This is a genomic window from Aeromicrobium sp., assembly GCF_014378035.1.
Taxonomy (GTDB): Bacteria; Actinomycetota; Actinomycetes; order Propionibacteriales; family Nocardioidaceae; genus Aeromicrobium.
On record NZ_JACMOM010000286.1, the window covers coordinates 11684 to 28546 of the forward strand.

16 protein-coding genes and 1 pseudogene are annotated in these 16863 nt (G+C 67.5%); 5 read left to right on the top strand and 12 right to left on the bottom strand.

Annotated elements, in window-relative coordinates:
* Positions 1–44 precede the first annotated feature (44 nt).
* The 4 genes from H7290_RS14655 to H7290_RS14670 form a co-directional block, all read right to left on the bottom strand.
* Positions 45–1502: an aldehyde dehydrogenase family protein gene (locus tag H7290_RS14655; protein ID WP_290514758.1), complete on the bottom strand. Its 1458-nt coding sequence runs from the start codon at positions 1500–1502 to the stop codon at positions 45–47.
* Between the two features lie 354 nt (positions 1503–1856).
* Positions 1857–1994 (bottom strand): hypothetical protein, encoded by a 138-nt coding sequence (locus tag H7290_RS14660; RefSeq protein WP_290514759.1) that lies wholly within the window; start codon positions 1992–1994, stop codon positions 1857–1859.
* A 159-nt stretch (positions 1995–2153) separates the two neighbouring features.
* A complete protein-coding gene (locus H7290_RS14665; protein ID WP_290514760.1) occupies positions 2154–2375 on the bottom strand; it encodes a hypothetical protein in 222 nt (73 codons plus the stop codon).
* Positions 2376–2698: 323 nt separating this feature from the next.
* Entirely contained in the window at positions 2699–3499 is an 801-nt protein-coding gene (locus H7290_RS14670) for an enoyl-CoA hydratase-related protein (RefSeq protein WP_290514761.1), read from the bottom strand.
* 195 nt (positions 3500–3694) lie between these two features.
* On the opposite strand from H7290_RS14670, the gene H7290_RS14675 reads away from it, so the two are divergent.
* The 3 genes from H7290_RS14675 to H7290_RS14685 all read left to right on the top strand — a co-directional run bounded on the left by H7290_RS14675 (position 3695) and on the right by H7290_RS14685 (position 7964).
* The gene (locus H7290_RS14675) at positions 3695–4321 is read left to right on the top strand and encodes a hypothetical protein (RefSeq protein ID WP_290514762.1); all 627 of its coding nucleotides are present in this window, start codon (positions 3695–3697) and stop codon (positions 4319–4321) included.
* 98 nt (positions 4322–4419) lie between these two features.
* Positions 4420–6846 (top strand): putative PEP-binding protein, encoded by a 2427-nt coding sequence (locus H7290_RS14680; protein WP_290514763.1) that lies wholly within the window; start codon positions 4420–4422, stop codon positions 6844–6846.
* Complete coding sequence (locus H7290_RS14685) at positions 6843–7964, top strand: acyl-CoA dehydrogenase family protein (protein WP_290514764.1); 1122 nt, start codon at positions 6843–6845, stop codon at positions 7962–7964. Before H7290_RS14680 ends, H7290_RS14685 begins: the two co-directional genes overlap by 4 nt.
* A gap of 59 nt (positions 7965–8023) precedes the next feature.
* On the opposite strand, the gene H7290_RS14690 is transcribed toward H7290_RS14685, so the two are convergent.
* The 8 genes and pseudogenes from H7290_RS14690 to H7290_RS14725 all read right to left on the bottom strand — a co-directional run bounded on the left by H7290_RS14690 (position 8024) and on the right by H7290_RS14725 (position 14647).
* Positions 8024–9259: an acyl-CoA dehydrogenase family protein gene (locus tag H7290_RS14690; protein WP_290514765.1), complete on the bottom strand. Its 1236-nt coding sequence runs from the start codon at positions 9257–9259 to the stop codon at positions 8024–8026.
* A 23-nt stretch (positions 9260–9282) separates the two neighbouring features.
* Positions 9283–10431, bottom strand: a complete 1149-nt coding sequence (locus tag H7290_RS14695; RefSeq protein WP_290514766.1) for a thiolase family protein — start codon at positions 10429–10431, stop codon at positions 9283–9285.
* Positions 10428–10706: an OB-fold domain-containing protein gene (locus H7290_RS14700; protein ID WP_290514772.1), complete on the bottom strand. Its 279-nt coding sequence runs from the start codon at positions 10704–10706 to the stop codon at positions 10428–10430. The genes H7290_RS14695 and H7290_RS14700 overlap by 4 nt, the downstream gene beginning before the upstream one ends.
* 18 nt (positions 10707–10724) lie before the next feature.
* Positions 10725–10844, bottom strand: a pseudogene (locus H7290_RS14705) (zinc ribbon domain-containing protein); the annotation flags it as partial.
* Positions 10845–10858: 14 nt separating this feature from the next.
* Positions 10859–12283 carry a 2-oxo acid dehydrogenase subunit E2 gene (locus H7290_RS14710; RefSeq protein WP_290514767.1) on the bottom strand — a complete coding sequence of 475 codons (1425 nt, stop codon included), beginning with the start codon at positions 12281–12283 and terminating at the stop codon, positions 10859–10861.
* A 3-nt stretch (positions 12284–12286) separates the two neighbouring features.
* The gene (locus H7290_RS14715) at positions 12287–13309 is read right to left on the bottom strand and encodes an alpha-ketoacid dehydrogenase subunit beta (protein WP_290514768.1); all 1023 of its coding nucleotides are present in this window, start codon (positions 13307–13309) and stop codon (positions 12287–12289) included.
* 4 nt (positions 13310–13313) lie between these two features.
* Positions 13314–14333 (bottom strand): thiamine pyrophosphate-dependent dehydrogenase E1 component subunit alpha, encoded by a 1020-nt coding sequence (locus H7290_RS14720; RefSeq protein ID WP_290514769.1) that lies wholly within the window; start codon positions 14331–14333, stop codon positions 13314–13316.
* A 170-nt stretch (positions 14334–14503) separates the two neighbouring features.
* Positions 14504–14647: a hypothetical protein gene (locus H7290_RS14725; protein WP_290514770.1), complete on the bottom strand. Its 144-nt coding sequence runs from the start codon at positions 14645–14647 to the stop codon at positions 14504–14506.
* A 935-nt stretch (positions 14648–15582) separates the two neighbouring features.
* Here H7290_RS14725 and H7290_RS14730 point away from each other — a divergent pair.
* Complete coding sequence (locus H7290_RS14730) at positions 15583–16179, top strand: histidine phosphatase family protein (RefSeq protein WP_290514771.1); 597 nt, start codon at positions 15583–15585, stop codon at positions 16177–16179.
* A gap of 553 nt (positions 16180–16732) precedes the next feature.
* A partial coding sequence (locus tag H7290_RS21400; RefSeq protein ID WP_366927610.1) for an SDR family NAD(P)-dependent oxidoreductase occupies positions 16733–16863 on the top strand: 131 nt, incomplete at its 3' end.

The following is a 16863-nucleotide window of genomic DNA, read 5'->3' on the forward strand; positions in this document are numbered from 1 at the left end:
TACTCGTGCCCTGGTGGGTCACGGCGAAGCCCTTGACCTCGACCTCAGGGGGCCGTTCCTTCGGTGGTTTCAACGCACCTCGCGCTCGGCAGCTGGAGGGATATGAGCTCGAAGTACTCCGCCAGCCCGTGCTGACCGAGTTCGCGGCCGATTCCGGAGCGTTTGAAGCCGCCAAACGGGGCCAGAACGTTGAAACGACCGCCATTGACAGCCACCTGGCCAGTGCGTAGCCGGCGCGCCACAGCCACCGCCTGGTTGATGTCGCCGGCCCAGACTGCCCCGGACAGGCCGTACTCGGAGTCGTTAGCGACCTGGACTGCCTCCTCCACATCAGCTACCGGCACGACGACCAGCACCGGACCGAAAATCTCCTCGCGGGCGATTCGAGCAGTGTTGGACACGCGGCTGACAACGGTCGGGCGCACGAACCAACCACGTTCCTGCCCGGGCACCTGACCTTGCCCCCCAACCAGCACAGTGCCCTGATCGGCAGCGTCATCAAGGTAGCGCTGGATGCTGCGGTACTGCGCGGCAGACGCCACCGGTCCGAGGGTCGTCGCCGGGTCGAGCGGGTTGCCGACGACAAGGGCATCGACGAGGGCAACGACGCGCTCCTCGACCTCGGCAAGCCGGTCTGCTGTGACGATGAGGCGGGTCGTGGCCGAGCACGTCTGGCCGTTGTTGATGTACGCGGTGCGCACCGCCGCATCGATCGCCGCCTCGAGGTCGGCGTCCGGGCAGAGCACAAAGGCCGACTTGCCACCGAGCTCGAGGGTGACTCTCTTGATGCTGCGGGCCGCCAGCTCCGCGACCCGCGCGCCCGCAGAGGTGGACCCGGTGAGGCTGACGACATCGACTCCTGGGTGCTGCGCGAGCACTTCGCCGGCTTCGGCACCGCGCCCCGTCACGATGTTGAGAACGCCAGGCGGCAGTCCCGCCCCATGCGCCACGTCCGCGACGACGTACGCGGCGAGTGGCGCGACGCTGCTCGGCTTGACGACGGTGGTGCACCCGGCGGCCAGCGCAGGGGCGACCTTGGCCGCCAGCTGGTAGAGCGGGTAGTTCCAGGGGGTGATGGCCCCCACCACGCCGGCGGCCACCCGCAGCACCACACTATTTCCGATGTGCTGCTCCATCGGAAGCTCATCCAAGGCGTCCGCAATCGAGCGGAACACCCCGATGCCTAGGCCAACCTGCACCCGGCGCGACGCAGCTATCGGCGTCCCCACCTCGCGAGCCATCACGTCGGCGAGTTCGTCCTCGCGCGACTGCAGCCCGTCGGCGAGCACGCGCAGGAAAGCCGACCGCTCCTTGACGTCGGTGGTGGACCACGAGGGGAAGGCCATCCCGGCGGCGGACACCGCCGCATTCATGTCGGCCGCCCCGCCCGACGGCACCGTGGCGAGAATCTCGCCCGTCGCGGCCTCGTGCACCTCGATCTGCTCGCTGGAAAGCGGTACGCGCCACTGCCCACCGATGTAGAACGCCTCGCGTGAGTTCATCGTCGCCTTCTTTGTACCGGTCAGGGAAGAACATGGATCGTCCCCGATACGTGCATCCACGTCAAAATAACTCGATAGTAAATATAGTAACAACATTCGATTGGATTCGGGGGGATGCTGGCGCGACGGTGAGTGTCAGGAGCGGCGCAGCGCGGCCTTCGCCAGGGTCCGCGGGTGCCCCTCCTCAGACCCGCCGAAGATGTACGTGGCGCCCACCCTTCAAGCAGACGAGCCGCACGTCGTCGCGAATCCCAAGACCACCGTGGACCTGGATCACCCGGTCCATGACAGCAGTGGCGGTCTACGCCGTCCCTTGCTCGGCGAGGGGCGACCCCGAAGCCACCCGAAAATCCCCTACCAGACCATGATCAACAGAGTCCACTCGACGGCACTGATGGCCCGCTGGTCGTGGTCGCTACGCCCGCCCGCGAGGCGCGCCTGAGCGATCGTGAAGCCGTCGGCCTTGTTCGCCAGCAAGGTGCTCGCAGGCACGCGGACCTCGCGGACGTCGCGGACGTGTCCGTGCTGGAAATGACGCCCGGGAACCGGCAGCGCTGCGCAGCACCTCCACGCCCGGCGTATCCACGGGCACGAGCACCGTCGACTGCTGGCGGTGCACCGGCCCAATTACATCGGTCCTGCCCATCGCGATCAGCAGGATTTAGCACGGGTCGCTTCCGGAACCCACCACCTGCGGTCGTTGAGGAGGAAATGGTCCCCGGCACGCACGATCGAATATTCAATGTTGGTCGCGTCCCGGCAGGCGAACCGCGGCTCGGTCATCGTCATCGCCGACCGGCTCTTGCCCTCCAGCAGCGGCAACAGCCAGCGCTGCTGCAACTCAGGCGTGGCAAGCGCTCGCAGGCTCTCCATGTCGCCCGAACCTGGGCACTCGCCAGCTCACCGCCTCCGGAAGAATCTCGACCGGCGAACCGAGATCTCCGCCAACGGCGCGCACTCAACGTTGGGCAACACGACACGTCCGTAAGGGGGTAGCCCCCCGCCAGGAAAAGTGTCCATGCCTCGCGCGTGAGCCGCCCAAACGCAGAAGCCGGTGTGGTCGCCGGCCCCGGCCCGCTGAGCGGAACTTGTCCTACTGATGCTCAGCCGGGCGCACCTGGGTGACCAGAATGTCCTGGAACTTGCCGGCGGGCCCCGGTTCCTGGCCGGGGCAGCGCGACGTCCTTGCGAGGCTCTCAGCGTCCTGTGTAAACGGGCAGCCGCTTTTCGCGGAAGGCGCGAAGCGCCTCAGCCATATCCTCGGTGCGGCTGGTCAGCACCTGGACCCGATTCTCGAGCTCGACGGCCTGCTGCAACGAGGTCGCGTCGACGTTTGCCTGGATGACCTGCTTGGTCAGCCGCACGCCCAGCGGACTGTTTCCAGCGATCAACGCCGCCAACTCCAGCGCGTCCGGCACCAACGCCTCCGCCGCGACGACGCGGTTGACCAACCCAATACGGGCAGCTTCCTCGGCGTCGACCATGCGGCCGGTCAGCAAGATCTCCGAGGCATGGCCAAGGCCGACGACCCTGGGCAGCGCCCATGAGCAGCCGCAGTCACCCCCGGTCAGGCCAATCTTGACGAAGGCGGCGTTGAACCGCGCCGCCGGCGACGCCAGCCGGACGTCGGCAGCAAGCGCGAGCGAGAAGCCCGCCCCAGCAGCTGCACCGTTGACAGCAGCCACAACGGGCTGTGGGATGCGCCGAAACGCCGTGATCGCATCGGCCCAGGACTCCTGGCCGCGCACCATCTCGGCGGTCGTCATGTCCGGGAGGGTCGCAGCGTCGTCGAGGTCCAGACCGGCGCAGAACGCCCGTCCCGCACCGGTGAGGACAACAACACGGATAGTGTCGTTCGCAGCGACGTCGGTGCAGAACTGGCGGAGCTCGGCGAACATGCCAAAGGTCAACGCGTTCAGCCTGTCGGGCCGGGAGAGCGTGAGGAGAACGACCTCGTCGCTCGGGCGGTCGACCTCGAGGTGGTCATACGTCGGCATGCTGGTACTCGCAGGGGTATTCATCGCTCATGCTTACTTTACTCTCACACGAGTATCAAGTGGACGAGACCCTCAACTGCCCAGTTTCTTGACGTCGACTCCTTTTACGGCAACTATGACCTGCGACACTGAAGCCCACGAGTCTCCCGCCCGTCACGAAGCAGCCGGGTGAAGGAACCGACAAGGAGAATCAAGATGACGAACTCCGCCGGGGCCACTGGGCTCGACGCGACCACCCGCGAGGCCGTCGTCGAGCTCGTCATCCGCGGGATGCACCGCGGAGCAGTGACGTCCGAGCAGCAGGTTCTCGTTGACCGGGGGTTTGCCATGACCAAAGGCCCACTTCTCATGCCGACGCCGGCAGGAACGGCAGCGGCCAAGGCGGCCACTCGGCTACTGGCTGCTGGTGACGAGGAAAGGGCGCTTCGCCCGCTGTTCGACAAGTTCCTGCCAATCAACCACCAACTCCGCGAGCTGTGTACGGCCTGGCAGTTGCGGCCTGACGGAACCCCCAACGACCACAGCGAAGCGGCGTACGACGCCTCAGTTCGGGACCGGCTGGACGACATCGACAACGCGATCGGCCGGATTTTGCGCCGCATGTCGGAGGTCGCACCGGGGCTGGCGCAGTATCGCGTTCACCTGAGCGCCTCTTTGGCAAAGTTCGATGACGGTGACCCCAGCATGCTCACGAGCCCGCTCACCGACAGCTACCACACAGTGTGGATGTGGCTTCATCAAGAGCTGCTGCTCCTGTTGGGCATCAGCCGAGCCGAGGACGAGAGGCTCGAAGCCGAGCTCGTCGCCGGTCAGATGGTCTAATGCCAGCTGCGCTTGGTACCACCACACCACTCGTCCCGTACGGGCAAGGTCGCGTCCGTGGTCTAGGCCCGGCAGAGCTCGGGGTACACGGCGACCAAATGGACCGCCTGGTGGCCCTCGGGCTACCCACGGTCCCCGGCATCACCATCCCCGTTCCCTCAGCACGCGACCTCACCGACCCGGCGGTTGCCCGCCAAGTCGTCGACCTGATGGAGGAGCTGGTCGGACGGCAGGTCGGCGGGGGCGACCATCCCATGTTGCTGCGCCTGCTGGCGAGCGCGCCGATGGCCGCGAGTGGCCTGCCGCCGCAGGTCCCTGGAATTGGTCTGACGCCGAAGAACGCCACATCGCTCGCCGACCTCATCGGCCGTCAAGGTGATCTGTTCGACATCTGGGCATCGGTGCTGCGCTTGGTCGCGGAGGACGCCCTCGACGTGTCGCCGGATGCCCTCGAGGATGCTCTCGACGGCGTCACGACGGAGGCAGGACGGGTCGAGGCGCTGTTGGCCGTCTGCGCCACGAAAGGTACCGGCCCGGTACCTGAGGACCCCGCCGATCAGCTCGCCCTGTCCGCGACTGCTCTGCTGCACCGTTGGAGCTCACCCCGCGGTTGTCGCGCCCGCCGTTCACAGAACCTCCCGGACGATTTGGGTCTGGCCCTACACGTTCAGGCCGTGCACATAGGGCCGTGGCAGCGCAGCGGCATCGGGACGGCCTCGAGCCGCGATCCCGATACTGGAGCGCCCATCCCGACCGGAACTTTCCACCGCGGAGTGCGCCGCAGCGCGCTGCCGACCGACGCGTCCGGGGAGCCGCTCAGCGCGCTGCCAGGCGGCATAGACCTGCTGAAACACACCCTCGCTACGCTCGAACACCACCTGCGTGACGTCGCCGAGGTGACTTTCGAGCTCCGCGACGGCAAGCTCTCGTTGCTCAGTGCGACTGCGCTCGGCCGGCCCACCCCCCGCGCTGGCCTCCGCCTCGCCGTGGACCTAGCGAACGCCGGGACGATCGACCGCAAGGCGGCGCTTCGCACCGTGCGGCCGCAGGTGGTGCAAGAGCTGCTACACGCTCAGCTGCGCCTGACGGGCGACGAGAACCTGTTGGTGAAGGGCCTCGCTGCCTCACCCGGGGCGGCCCGCGGGCTCGTCGTGCTGTCCCCGCAGCGCGCCCTCGAGCTTGCGGCCGGTGGCGTGCCGACCGTCTTGTTCTCCTCCGAGACGACTCCCGGCGACGTCCCCGCGCTACTGGCGGCCGTCGCTGTCGTAACGACGTCCGGCGGTCTGGCCTCGCATGCTGCCGTCGTCGCCCGCGGCTCTGGCACACCGGCGGTGTGCGGTGCGTCTGAGCTGCGGATCGACACCATCAGCGGCACCGTCCGCGCCGGCGGCCACACCGTCCGGGAGGGGGACATTGTGACCGTCGACGGCCGCTCAGGAACGGTCTACGTGGGCGAGGTGGACATCCGCCCCGCCGAGCCTCCTGCCGAGCTCGACACCCTGCTGGCTTGGGCCGACGACGAGCGCGTGCTGCGCGTGCGCACCAACGCGGACACGGTCCGCGAAACCGAGGTGGCACTACGCCTCGGCGCCGAAGGTATCGGCCTGTGCCGCACCGAACACCAGTTCATGGGCGACCGACTACCCGTCGTCCGCCGGTACCTCCTCGCGCAAGACGACGCCGCCCAGCGCGAAGCCCTGGACGCCCTCACCGACGCGCAGTGCGAAGACTTCCAGGGCCTACTGCGCGCGGTCGGCAACCGGCCGGTGACGGTGCGACTACTCGACGCACCGTTACATGAGTTCCTGCCCCACGACGGCGTGTACGAGGACGAAGCCCAGCGCACGCGGGCCCTGGAGATGCGCGAGGTCAACCCGATGCTCGGACTGCGCGGCGTCCGTCTGGCCCTGCTCAACGACGACCTGTACCCGGCGCAGGCCGAAGCGCTGTTCAACGCCTGGGTAATGGTCTCGCAGGAGGGCATCACCCCGCAGCTGGAGGTGATGATCCCGCTGGTGTCGCTGCCTGAGGAGTTGGTCATCGCGATCGACCAGGTCCGCAAGGCGGCCGACAAGGTTGCGGAGCAGACCGGCGTCCGAGTTCCTTACCTCATCGGCAGCATGGTCGAGACGCCACGGGCGGCGCTCCTGGCCGATCAGCTCGCCATGCACGTGGATTTCCTGTCGTTCGGCACCAACGATCTAACGCAGATGACTTATGGGTTCTCGCGGGACGATGTTGAGAGTCGTCTACTTGCCGGTTACGTCGAGCGCGGCCTGCTCGCCGTCAGCCCCTTCGTCGAGTTCGACCTAGAAGGCGTTGGGGCACTAGTTGCCATTGCCGTGCAGAGGGCCCGCTCGGTGAAGCCCACCATCAAGCTCGGGGTGTGCGGCGAGCACGGTGGCGACGCGACGTCCATCCAGCGCCTCGCCCCTCTCGGGCTCGACTACGTTTCCTGCTCCCCACAGCGGGTCCCCATCGCAAGGCTTGCTGCCGCCCACACCGTCATTGAGGAGTTGTTATGACCGCCGATCTGCTCGACCCGCTCAACGAGCGCCAAGTGGAGGTCGAGAGTCTGCGCGCGACCGTCCGAGATGTTTGCAGGAACGCCGGCGGCCCGACGGCTGTGCGCCGTCTCGAGACTGACGGCGGCCGTTACGACACCAAGTTGTGGGACGTGCTCGGCGTCCAGATCGGTCTGTCGGGCTTGGGCCTGCCCGAGTGCGCTGGTGGTATCGGTGGACTGGCCGAGGTGGCCGCTGTCGCCGAGGAGCTCGGACGGGCCCTACTTCCAGTCCCATTCTTGTCTTCCACCGTGCTCGCGGGCCAGGTTCTGGCTCATGTCGGGCCGGCGGGTCGGGCAGCGCTGGAGCGGGTGGTCGCAGGGGAGCTCGCCACTCTGGCCTTGGCTGACGCCGACGGCGTCTGGGACCCGTCGCACGTTGAGGTCACCGCCACGGTCGGCGCCGACGGCTGCACCGTCGACGGAGTCGTACCGTTCGTGCTCGACGGCGTGGACGCCTCTCTTGTCGTCGTCGCCGCCCGTAGTCGCGACGGCGTTGACCTGTTCTTGGCCGAGCTGCGCGACCCGCGGGTCGACACCGTCGTCGTGGAGACCCTCGACCTGTCGCGGAGCCAGGCCGTTGTGACCTTTACCGACGCCCCGGCCACCCGCCTCACCTCTGGCGGGTCCGCGGACGCCGCCGTCCGGCCAGCCCTCGACATAGCCGCAGTCGCTTTGGCGGCTGAGCAGTTCGGCGGTGCACAAGCGTGCCTCGACATGACCGTTGCGTACGTCAAGCAACGTCGGCAGTTCGGCCGTGCGATCGGCAGCTTTCAGTCGGTCAAGCACACCTGCGCCGACCTCCTTGTCCTCGTCGAGACGTGCCACTCGGCGGTCGCACGCGCGCTGGATGCCGAGGGCGACCCTTCGGCATTGGCCGAGGCGGCAGCGGTGGCACAGGGCTGGTGCTCTGACGCCTACCGCACCGTGACTGCCGAAACCGTCCAGCTGCACGGTGGCCTCGGCTTCACCTGGGAGCACGACGCCCACCTCTACTTCCGCCGCGCGCGCGCTGACGCCGCCTTACTTGGCAGCACCAGTCACCATCGCGAGCGGCTCGCAACGCTGCTGGCCTGGTAAGGCGCGCGGGCCCTGCCGACCACCGGTCCGGAGGGCAGTGCGGCCACCCTGCAAGGAAATCAGCCGCGGGCGAGTTGCCCCCAGGGGACGTCTTTATCGACGCGCGGCTCGGGTGGTAGTCCCAGCACCCGCTCTGCCATCACGTTGCGCTGGATCTGGTCGGTGCCCCCAGCGAGCCGATAGCCGGGCGCACCCAACAGGTGCTGCGTCCACGCGAACTGGCCCGGTTCGCCGGCGTCAGCGGTCACGCGAGCACCCAGCAACTCAGCCGCCACGTCCCCGGTACGTACGAGCAGGTCAGAAGCGAGGAGCTTGCCGATCGACGCGCCGGGGCCCGGAGAAACCCCGGCGGCAGCGGCTCGGGCTACCCGCTCGGTAGTGGCAGCCTTCAGCACGCTGCGGATGTAGAGGTCGGCCAGCGACTGGCGAACCACCGGGTCTCCGGTGCGCCCGAGCGACCGCGCCAGTCCCAGGACGTCGTCGAAGGTCCCGCCCTTGCGGCGGGTGCCCGAGCCGGACGCCGTTCGCTCGAACGACAGCGTCGTCGTCGCGACCTTCCATCCCTGGCCCACCTCTCCGACGCGCAGGCCATCGGAGACTCGGGCTCCGGACAGGAAGACCTCATTGAACGAAGACCCGCCGCTCATCTGCCGGATTGGCCGCACGTCCAGACCGGGGGTATCCATCGCGATCAAGAAGGCGGTGATGCCCTTGTGCTTGGGAACATCCGGATCGGTGCGCGCAAGCAACAGTCCATACTCGGCGTGCCGGGCACCAGAGGTCCACACCTTCTGCCCGTCGAGCACCCACTCGTCGCCGTCGCGGACGGCCCGACAGGCCAGGGCGGCCAAGTCCGAGCCGGCGCCAGGCTCGCTGAACAGCTGGCAGGCGAGCAGGTCGGTGCGCAGGAACGGCTGGGCGTAGTTCTGGCGTTGCTGCGATGTCCCAAACATGGCGACGGCAGGCCCGACCAGGCCGGTCGATACGCTGATCAGCTCGCTGGACTGCGGTACCGCGAAGCGCAACTCTTCCTGCGCGTACGCGATCGCGTACGACGCCGAGAGGCCGGCACCGCCCTGCTCGACCGGCAGGGTGAGCGTGCCGTAGCCGGCGTCGTAGCGCGCCCGACGGTAAACGCGGACAGCTTCTAGCAGCCGGGTCTCCTCCGCATCACTAACATTTCGGAACACCGACAGATCGACGGGACCATCGTGTTGCTGGACGAGCTTTGGGGGCAGCGTCTCGGCAAGCCAGGCGCGCACCTGGCCGCGCCAGATCTTTAGCTCGGGTGCCATGCCTGCCTCAATTCGAGTGGTGGTCAGAGGGTCAACACGGCGCACGCGGACAGGCCGGGCGCGCCGTACACGTGGGTGAAGCCGACCCGGGGGTCGCCGGGGACCTGGCGCCCAGGCGCCCGCCGCTGCAGCTGACGGACGACCTCGTGGACCTGACGCAGCGCGGAGGCACCGATCGGCTCACCGTTGGCCAGGCAGCCACCGTCGGTGTTGACCGGCAGCGCGCCGTCGATATCGGTGGCGCCGTCCGCAAGGAGCTGCTCCTGCTCTCCGTGCTTGCACAGGCCCGTGTCGGCGAGGTGGATCATCTCCGAGCCGCTGTCGGTGTCCTGTACCTGCGCCACCTGGACGTCCGACGGCGAGACGTCGGCCTCAGCGAAGGCGGCCGCTGACGCATCGACGCTCGGGCTGTTCCACGGGTCTTTGCTGAGCCAGGGTGAGAAGACCTCGAACGAACCGAAGCGCCGGGTGCGCTGGGTGACGGCGGCGAGCCTCACCGGGGTGTCGCACAGGTCGCCGGCCCGGTCACCGCGGGCGAGCACGAGGGCGACGGCGCCCTGGCTTGGCTGGCAGAACATGTACTGGGTCAGTGGATCGTTCACCGGCGCCGACGCCAGCACTTCCTCCTCGGTCAGCGGTGTACGCCGCCACGCCAGCGGGTTCTCCTTCCCGTTGCGGAACGCCCGTGCGGAGATGCGGGCGAGGGTGCGGTTGGAGATCCCGTGCTCGTACTGGTAGCGCCGGGTCTTCATGGCAAAATACTGGGTGGTAACCATCATCCCGGTCGAGGCGTACCAGCTCCCGAGCCCATAGGCCACCGGGTCGGCGGCGAAGGCGCCGCGCTCGTGCTTGTCGAACCCGACAACGGCCACCAGGTCTGCCCGGCGGGCCTGCATCGCGCTGATGGCGGTCGCTATCGCGACACCGCCCGTCGCGCAACCGTTCTTCACAGTGGTGAACGGGATGCCGGTAAGCCCGAGACGGGACACCAGCGAGTCCGGCTTGCCGGAGACGTTGCTGCCGCCGACGGCGAAATCGATGTCGGACCAGCTCACACCGGCATCGTCCAGCGCAGCGCGCAGCGCTTGCTCGCCCAGGTCGAGGCCGCTGACCTCGTGCCGGCCGAAGGCCGTCATGCCAGCCCCGACGACGTACACATCCTCGGGCCTCATGAAGCATCTCCGTCCGGGGTGAATGCATAGGTGACGACCTCGTAACCGTCAGCCGTCACGACGGTTTCGAGGGCGAGCCGAACCGGCAGTCCGATCTCAAGCTGTGGGCCGTCGACCAGTAGGTGAGCTTCAATAATTACGTCGCCGAGGTCGACGTAGCCGACCGAGAACGGCACGAAGCCACCTAATGGAGGCACATACGGCGGTTTGGGGCAGAAGGCCTGAACCGTCCAGCTCCAGACCGTCCCGCGGTCGGCCAGGGGGTGCAGCGCCATGCCCGCGCGGGAGCAGCGAGGGCAGGACTTCGCCGTCGGAAACACGACTGTGCCGCATTCCCCACAGCGGCTACCCAGCAGCCGAGGCGGGGCGAGGGAGGCAAACAGTGACTCGTCTACGGGAGTGACATCGATCAAGGGGACTCCTGGGTTCAGCCGGCGAGCAGCAAAAGCGGTCGGGCGAGCAAGCCGCTGACCGACCTGAGGAACTGTGCCGCTGGCGCACCGTCGACCGCCCGGTGATCGAAGGACAGGCTAAGTGTGAGCACGGAGGTGCGGTGCGGCACGTCGCCTTCCCACCTGACCCCGTCGCGCACCCTGCCGACGCCGAGGATCCCGGTGTTGCCGGGATTGACGACAGGGGTGAAGAAGTCGACGCCGTAGGAGCCGAGCGAGCTGACGACAAAGGTCGCGCCCTCCAGCTGCGAGAGCGTCAGCGTTCCGTTGCGAGCCGCCGTGGCCAGAGCCCGGGTCTGTGCGGCGATGCTCGCCAGCGGTTGGCGATCGGCATCCCGGACAACTGGCACGACCAGTCCGTCCGAAACAGCCACAGCGACGCCGACGTTCACCTGCTCGAGCAGGTAGATCGCGCCGTCCCGGATCGTCGCGTTGAGCATCGGGTGCTCGACGAGAGCGTGCCCCACGGCCCGGATGACGAAGTCGTTGATGGTCGGCACGTTCACCCCGGAGCCAGCCCACTCGACCTTGAGCCGCTCACGAAGGGCCAGCAACCCACCAACCTCGGCTTCGTACCCGTGCGTCAGCTGCGCCATCTCCTGCAGGCTCGCGTGCATGTTGCGCGCAATGGCACCCCGCATGCCGGTGAGCGGGACGACCTGGCCGGCCCGCGGACCTGTCGGAGCAGCCGGTGCGGGAGCCGCCGGTGCGGGAGCGGCGACCGCGGGAGCAGCGAGCATGGCAGCCGCCGCCTCCACGTCGGCCCGCCGAATGCGCCCGCTGAGACCCGTGCCGCGCACGGTGGAGAGGTCGACGCCGCTGACTGACGCGTGCCGCCGCACCAGCGGGGAGACGAACTGGCCAGGTACCGGTGAGTTGACGGACGGGGCCGCCCGTTGACGGGCAATTTCTTCTTCCACGTCCTCCGATACGATGCGGCCGCCAGGACCGCTGCCGCGAAGGACGGTCAGGTTGATGCCTACATCCCCGGCAATCCGCTTGGCGTTCGGCGACGCCAGCAGTCGACCGTTGCCCTGCCTCTCAGGTGAAGCCCCGGCTGCCGGATCCAAATCCCGAAGCTCATCTCCGTCGCCGACCGTTGCCACCGGGGCCGCCGGCAACGCAACGGCGGCTGTTACCACGGAACCTGTAGGCGCCCGCTCATCGCCGGAGAGCAGCCACGCTATGACTGCTCCGGGCGGCAACGTCGCCCCCTCGGGGACGACTGGTTCGAACCGACCGTCGCCCTCCGCCTCGATCTCGACATCGACCTTGTCGGTCGCCAGCCTCAGCAGGATGTCGCCGGTTTTGACGACGTCGCCGGACTGCGCCACCCACTCGATGATGGTGCCTTCCTCCATCGTCAGCCCCAGCTTGGGGAGAAGAACCTCCTGAGCCACGACTCAGCTCCGCTCGAGGATGCGTCGGCAGCCCGCAACAATGGCGGCACGATCAGGGACGTAGGCGTTCTCCAGCTTCGGGCTGAAGGGCACCGGCGCGAACGGCGCACCGATACGCATCACGGGCGCGTCCAGGTGGTCGAAGGCGACGTCGGTGATCTGCGCCGCGATCTCTCCGCCGAGGCCGCCGAAGGTGACCGCCTCGTGCACGACAACGACCCGGTTGGTTTTGCGCGCCGATGCCACGACGGTCTCGATATCCAGCGGCTGCACCGTGCGAGGGTCGATGACCTCAACGCTGATCCCCTCGCCGGCCAGCTGCTCGGCCGCGGCAGCCGCCTCGACCGCCATCCGTCCCAGCGCGACGACGGTGACGTCGTGGCCTTCGCGCAGCGTCGCGGCCTGGCCGAACGGGATCGCATAGATTTCCTCGGGCACATCACCCTTGGCGCCGAACAACCTTTTGTTCAGCATCATGATGACGGGGTTGTCGTCGCGCACCGCGGTGACCATGAGTCCCTTGGCGTCGTACGCCGACGACGGCATGGCGACCTTGAGGCCCGGTGTGTGTGCGAGCCAGGCCTCGAGGCTCTGGCTGTGCTGTGCACCAGCTCCCAGACCGGCCCCGGAGGCGACGGTGATAACCAGCGGCACGCGGACATCACCTCCGAACATGAACTTCATCTTGGCGGCCTGATTGACGACCTGATCGAGGCAGACGGCGAGGAAGTCCATAAACATGATGTCCACAACGGGGCGCAGACCTCGGGAGGCGGCGCCCACGCCCAGCCCGACGATGGCGGCCTCGGAGATCGGGGTGTCGATCATGCGACGGGGGCCGAACTCGGTGAGCAACCCCTCGTACATGTGGAACACGCCTCCGTAGCCGGCCACGTCCTCGCCAACGACGAAGACGTCCTCGTCCTCGCGCATGACCTGTTTCATGGCCTCGTTGTAGGCCTTGACGTACGTCAGCTCCCGCCCGCCCGCAGGCGGCGTCGGCACCTTCTCCCGCGTTGCCGTCATGGCCTCAGACCTCCGTGGTGTAGACGTTGAGCAGCACATCGGCCGGGTCCGGCTCGGGGCTGGCCTTGGCGAACGCGATGGCGTCTTCGGCGTCGGCTCGGGTCTCGGCCCAGACCTGTTCGAAGATGTCTCGGGCGAGAACTCCGTCAGCCACGGCACGGGATTCCAGCAGCTCGATGGCATCGCGCTTCTTCCAGCCGTCGATCTCCTCCTGCGTCCGGTAGGGCTTGCGCAGCCCCTTGACGCCCTGGTGGTCGTAGTAGCGGTAGGTCTTGGCCTCCACCATGCTCGGCCCGCTGCCGGCGCGCGCCCGCTGAACGGCGCGGGCGACCGCGAGTTTGACCGCAACCGCGTCCATCCCGTCACACACCTCGCTCGGCATGCCATAGGCCGAGGCGCGATCGGCAACGTCGTCGAGCAACATGTGGCGCGACTGAGGGGTGAACTCGGCGTAACCATTGTTCTCACACACGAACACGACGGGCAACTTGAGCACGGCTGCCATATTCGCAGCCTCATGGAAGGAACCGATATTGCTCGCACCGTCACCAAAGAAGGTCACAGCAATACCACCATCGCCGCGATACCAACTCGCGAAAGCTGCGCCTACTGCGATCGGGAGGCCGGCGCCGACAATTCCATTAGCGCCTAGCATGCCGATCGAAAGATCGTTGATGTGCATACTGCCACCGCGGCCCCGGCAGTAACCGTCGAGCCGACCAAACAACTCAGCGAACATTGGGCGGAACTGCGCCCCCTTCGCAACGGCGTGCCCATGACCGCGGTGCGTCGAGGTGATCTGGTCGGCGTCCGTCAAGTTCGCCATCGCTCCCGCTGCGACCGCTTCCTGACCGACGTATAGGTGCAAAAAGCCGGGTAGCGCACCGGCTTCCATGAGCTTGCCCGCCTCCGTCTCGAAGACCCGGATTCGTACCATTCGCCGGTGCAGATCGAGCAGTTCGTCGGCGTCGCACCCCTGGGCCGTCGCCTCGTCAAGCATGGAAGTGCCGCCAGCCTTCGTCATGTGCCCGCCTGTTCCGCTTTTCGCTGCCCGTCGAGCCAGGAAGCTGCCGATGCAGCCCGACGGTAACCGCCAGGTCGCGGTATTTTGTGGTCTCAGACTACAGTAAGACGGCGGCCCCCAACAAGCCCCTCCCCCCCGCGAACCCTGTTTCGAAGGCTTACGGACCGAGGCTAAGCGCCCCACTCGACCGCCACGGCGGCATCTCGGACACCCATCGGGTCCTGCTGCTGAGCGGCGGGGACCGGGTCGACCAGAACGCGCTCCTGCGCATGGTCGCGGAGCTTGTGGCTTCGAACGGTTGGCGGTAGGGACACGCGGTGCAACCCACGGCACTGAACCGGCTCCGCCCGGCACCTCGTGGAACGTGTTGCTGTCCCACGACCTCCTGAACCCGCACCCCAGATGCGGGAGCCACCGACAGCGAACGGGCCGTCACCCGAGCTCGCGCGGGCCACCTGGGGGCTGCTCAACGAGGGCCTAAGCCTCGTCGGTTGCCCCGCGTGGGACGGGTATGAGCCGACGCTCTCGGCCGTCGCAATCCTTCACGCGCCCAAACCGCTGCACGGCATTCTGTGGTCTTCGTCCGGGACTCGAACCACCTGCTAGACGGCACAACCGGTCGCGCCGGAGCACCCGGTGTGCGCGGGCATCGGCGCGCTGGCGTTGGCCGACGAACTCCACTGCTGTCCGGTGCTCGAGGACCGCGTCGTGCCGCCGCTGCACCACGACACAGGCGTCGCCCGGCGAAGTTTGTATCAACGCACGAACGTGTGTTGCACGGGGAAGCCGCTCCGGACTGCACGGACACCCTGTTCCCAGTGACCTGGTCGCCTGGGCCGCCACCGCTGGGTCAAGCCCGGTCGCCTTCGTACAACCCGGTGACAGCGCGGCCATCTTCGCCGTACCCGGCTACCGCTACCTGAAAGGCCACGCCATCGACCGGAACGCCTTCTACGCGGTGCGGACCTGGGCTTCATCACCGACGGTAGCTCCCAATGGTCCCTCAACCACGTAACTCCGGGCGAACAGCCACGACCCCGCTGCCGGTGGGCCTGGACGACGAAGCGAAACGACATCGGTGCAATGACTCCCGGGGTGTCATGCACAGTTTATTGACTGCGTCTACAGTCTGACGAGTCCATCTCATAGCCGCGTGTGCGGGCTGATGCTGCGTCGCCGGCTTATACAAGGTGACTGCACCATGGTTGGTCTGCCGGAAACCTCATCCCTGCCCAGTCTGGAAGGTCCCATGACCGAGCTTCTCCTGATCCGCCACGCTCTGCCCGTCTCCGGTGTCCAGGAACCCGGCCTGTCCGAAGTGGGCCTCGAGCAGGCCCGCCGCCTGGGTTCCTGGCTCAAGGGAGAGGACGTCGATGTGATCGTCACCAGCCCGATGCGACGGGCGGCTGAAACAGGTCAGATCCTCGCGGAACAGATTGGGCGCCTCGTTGACGCCACGGTCGACGACCTGCGCGAGTGGGACTCCGGCCTCCCGCCGGAGACCTACGTGGCCGTTGAGGAGATGGGACCGCTGGACCCGCGCGCCGTGGCACTCGCCGAGGGCCGGTACGACGATTTCGTGCCTGACCTCGACCGCGCCGCGTTCCGCGCCCGGGTCGCCCGCGTGCTCGACGAGGTCTTTAGCCGGTGGCCTGTGGGCCGGGTCGCGGCCGTCTGCCACGGCGGCATGCTCAATGCCGCGATCGGAGGGGTCCTCGGCGTCCCCACGCTATTTTGGTGCAACCCTGGATACACATCGGTGTCCCGGCTGCGCCGCCTACCGGGCGGGCGCACGGTGGTGTTGTCGGTCAACGAAACCGCACACCTCTACGCGTCAAGGGACTGACGCCGACCGCGGTGCTTGGTCACCCGGACCCGTGACGTCATCACAAGGTTGACGACGCCGCCGGCTGACCCCGTTCTTGTGCTCGCCGGCCCGGTTGGCGCCCGCAACTACTGAGTCCTCCACGGCCCGTAGCGCCGCGCCTTCTTCGCGAGCACTTCCTCACAGGCTGGGCGCCCCGCCCCGCGGCGCGCTCCTTCTCACCGTTGCTGCCGGGAAGTCGATGGGGCCGCCCGAACCGGTAGTGACTCGGATGGCCCTCTCGGTGATGAGTTCCGCTCGCGCCCAGGCCTAGTGAATGACGACGGCCCTGCTGGCGGGGTACCGGTTCGACTAAGCGACGTTCATGTTTGCCGTCGAGACGATGAAGCCCTTGAAGGCCTTGTGCAGCAGCAACTGGCCCGCGGCGATGTCGTAGCCAGCCACTCACGTCACCGCGAAGACGCCGGTCGACGACTGGAATGCCTACGCGTCGTGGGCCACGACTCTAGTGACATGCTTCACTAGAGTCTACACAAAGTAACTACGCTCGTCGGCGGGCGTCCAAGGAGGACAGATGCAACTTCAAGACAAGGTCGCAGTCATCACCGGTGGCACAGCTGGACTTGGCCGCGGGATCGCCGAAGCCTTCCTCCGCGAAGGCGCCAAAGTGGTGCTCAACGGACGCTCGCAGACCAAGGGTGACAA

Excerpts from the sequence above, each read along its gene's own strand:
- H7290_RS14655 (WP_290514758.1), bottom strand. The coding sequence starts at position 1,502 with ATGAACTCACGCGAGGCGTTCTACATCGGTGGGCAGTGGCGCGTACCG.
- H7290_RS14665 (WP_290514760.1), bottom strand. The coding sequence starts at position 2,375 with ATGGAGAGCCTGCGAGCGCTTGCCACGCCTGAGTTGCAGCAGCGCTGG.
- H7290_RS14670 (WP_290514761.1), bottom strand. The coding sequence starts at position 3,499 with ATGCCGACGTATGACCACCTCGAGGTCGACCGCCCGAGCGACGAGGTC.
- H7290_RS14675 (WP_290514762.1), top strand. The coding sequence starts at position 3,695 with ATGACGAACTCCGCCGGGGCCACTGGGCTCGACGCGACCACCCGCGAG.
- H7290_RS14680 (WP_290514763.1), top strand. The coding sequence starts at position 4,420 with ATGGACCGCCTGGTGGCCCTCGGGCTACCCACGGTCCCCGGCATCACC.
- H7290_RS14685 (WP_290514764.1), top strand. The coding sequence starts at position 6,843 with ATGACCGCCGATCTGCTCGACCCGCTCAACGAGCGCCAAGTGGAGGTC.
- H7290_RS14690 (WP_290514765.1), bottom strand. The coding sequence starts at position 9,259 with ATGGCACCCGAGCTAAAGATCTGGCGCGGCCAGGTGCGCGCCTGGCTT.
- H7290_RS14695 (WP_290514766.1), bottom strand. The coding sequence starts at position 10,431 with ATGAGGCCCGAGGATGTGTACGTCGTCGGGGCTGGCATGACGGCCTTC.
- H7290_RS14700 (WP_290514772.1), bottom strand. The coding sequence starts at position 10,706 with ATGGCGCTGCACCCCCTGGCCGACCGCGGGACGGTCTGGAGCTGGACG.
- H7290_RS14715 (WP_290514768.1), bottom strand. The coding sequence starts at position 13,309 with ATGACGGCAACGCGGGAGAAGGTGCCGACGCCGCCTGCGGGCGGGCGG.
- H7290_RS14720 (WP_290514769.1), bottom strand. The coding sequence starts at position 14,333 with ATGACGAAGGCTGGCGGCACTTCCATGCTTGACGAGGCGACGGCCCAG.
- H7290_RS14730 (WP_290514771.1), top strand. The coding sequence starts at position 15,583 with ATGACCGAGCTTCTCCTGATCCGCCACGCTCTGCCCGTCTCCGGTGTC.